Source organism: Nonomuraea sp. NPDC003201 (assembly GCF_053590415.1).
In genome coordinates this window covers 1-1,914 of the sequence record NZ_JBSFTC010000691.1, presented here as the reverse complement: position 1 = coordinate 1,914, position 1,914 = coordinate 1, and the positions used below count along the sequence as shown (strand labels likewise).

General features: G+C 74.1%; 3 protein-coding genes. 1 reads left to right on the top strand and 2 read right to left on the bottom strand.

Going from position 1 to position 1,914, the window contains the following annotated elements; translation table 11 throughout:
- Positions 1–483 (top strand): phosphatase PAP2 family protein (locus ACWDX9_RS62805; RefSeq protein WP_449973371.1); only part of this gene is annotated, 483 nt, incomplete at its 5' end.
- A gap of 76 nt (positions 484–559) precedes the next feature.
- Here ACWDX9_RS62805 and ACWDX9_RS62800 read toward each other — a convergent pair.
- Both ACWDX9_RS62800 and ACWDX9_RS62795 read right to left on the bottom strand, forming a co-directional pair.
- Positions 560–1,306: an MBL fold metallo-hydrolase gene (locus ACWDX9_RS62800; RefSeq protein ID WP_449973370.1), complete on the bottom strand. Its 747-nt coding sequence runs from the start codon at positions 1,304–1,306 to the stop codon at positions 560–562.
- A gap of 206 nt (positions 1,307–1,512) precedes the next feature.
- On the bottom strand, positions 1,513–1,914 hold a 402-nt coding region (locus ACWDX9_RS62795), incomplete at its 5' end, for a TetR/AcrR family transcriptional regulator C-terminal domain-containing protein (RefSeq protein WP_449973369.1).

The window sequence follows — 1,914 nt, the reverse complement described above, 5'->3', positions numbered from 1 at the left end:
GTGGCCGTCGCGGGCCGGCCGCGGGCCGCCGGGCGCGCGCTGGTGGTGATCGCCGCCGGGTGGGGCGTCAGCTGGGTGCTCAAGACCGTCGTCGCCCGTTCCCGGCCCCCGGTCTCCGACTCCCTGGTGTACGGCCTCGGCTCCGGCAGCTTCCCCAGCGGTCACGTCTGCCTCACCCTGTCGATCGTGATCGCCGTCGCGACCCTGGTCAGGCGCACCCGGTTCCACCGGCCGGTGCTGGCGGCAGGCTTCGTGCTCGTGGGCGTCCAGATGCTGGCGCGGGTCTACCTGGGAGCGCATTACGCCACCGACACGCTGGGCTCGATCGTCGTGGCCCCCGCCGCGATCCACGTGGCGTTGAACGCGCGCCGGCTGGGGCTGTTCGACCCGCCGTGGAGACGCCGGCCGGCCCGCACCGCGGTGGCGGAGCAGGGCGGTGGCGACGCCGTCTCCCCGGCGTCGGACACGTGCTCCAGCCGGTAGCCGGCGCCCAGATGCGCCGCGGCGTCGAAGACCCGCACCGGCCCGGCCGCACCCGGCCCCGGGAGCGCCGGACGGATCAGGCACTCGTGTCGAGTTCCCACCGCTTGCCCGTCGGCAGGTCCACCACCCGCAGTTCCGGGCCCGCCAGGGCCACGGCGTCGGAGGCGGTGCCGCCGGTGCGGAACAGCCGCGACAGCGGGTCGTGCCCGTGGGCGTCGTGTACGGGGACCAGGACCTCGGCGCCGAGCGCGGACGCCCCCGCGACGGCCTGTTCCGGCCCCATCACCAGGCGGGGCCCGAACAGGGGGCGCAGCCCGTTCACGGGCAGCAGGGCCAGATCGGCCCGGTGTCCCTCCAGCGGCGCGACCTCCCCCGCCTCCCCTCCGAAGAAGACGACCCGGCCGCCCGCGGTGGTGAAGACGTAGGCGTTGTTGGGCCATACGAGGGTCCGCCCGGACGGCACGACCGTCATGGACAGGCCGGGCGCGAGGTCGAGTGTCCGCCCCCACGTCAGGCGCTCCGCCCGCCGGAATCCGAGGGCTCGGGCCCGGCGGGCCATGCCGCGCGTGGGCACGTACAGCGGGGTGGTGTCCTTGGCCGGGAAGTGGCGCAGCGCGCGCAGGTCCCAGTGGTTGGTGGCCAGGTTGGTGACCACGATGGCGGTGAGCGGGGGAAGGTCGCGAACGCGCAGGCCCAGCGGTTCGCCGCGGCGCAGCCACCACCGTTCGGTGAACCAGGGGTCGGTGAGGACGGCGTGGCCGTCGAGTTCGAGCAGGACGCAGGAGTTGACCACCCGCGTCATCGCAACGGTCGGCTTGATCATGCCGCAACCGTGCCGGTTAATGTACACATGAAGTCAAGCGAGGGGATGGCCGCGAGTTCCCCACGCTCCTCGACCAATGGGACCGGGAACGCCGTCAGTGAAGGAGGAGCTGTCACACGCCGGGCTGCCCGCGACGTGGGAGCGGCGGAGTCGCGGCAGCGCTTCGAGGAGATCGTCGGCATGCCGCACGCGCGCCGCGACCGCCGTCAGCGCAGCCGGAGTGTGGCGGCGGCGGTCTCGACCCAGGCCGCGAGGAACCGCTCCGGGTCGAGACCGCCCGGAGTGTGGCCGATCATGGCCCGGAGCAGCGGATAGTAGGTCAGGGACGCCAGGAGCACGGCCCCGGCCGCCTCGGGATCGTCGACGTCGGCCCTGCCCAGCTCCTTCTGCGCGGCGATCCAGGCGGCCCCCTGGGCGTACACGCTGGCCAGCACCCCCTCCCACATGCGCTCGAACAGATCGGGAAACCCGTCGTACTCGCGCAGCATGATGCGGATGAGATCGCGGTCGCTCTCCAGCGACTCCCAGACCACCCGCGCCATGCGCTCCAGCGCCGCGCGCCCGTCCGCGTCCGCCGGCCGCCCGTCCGCGTCCGCCGGCCGCCCGTC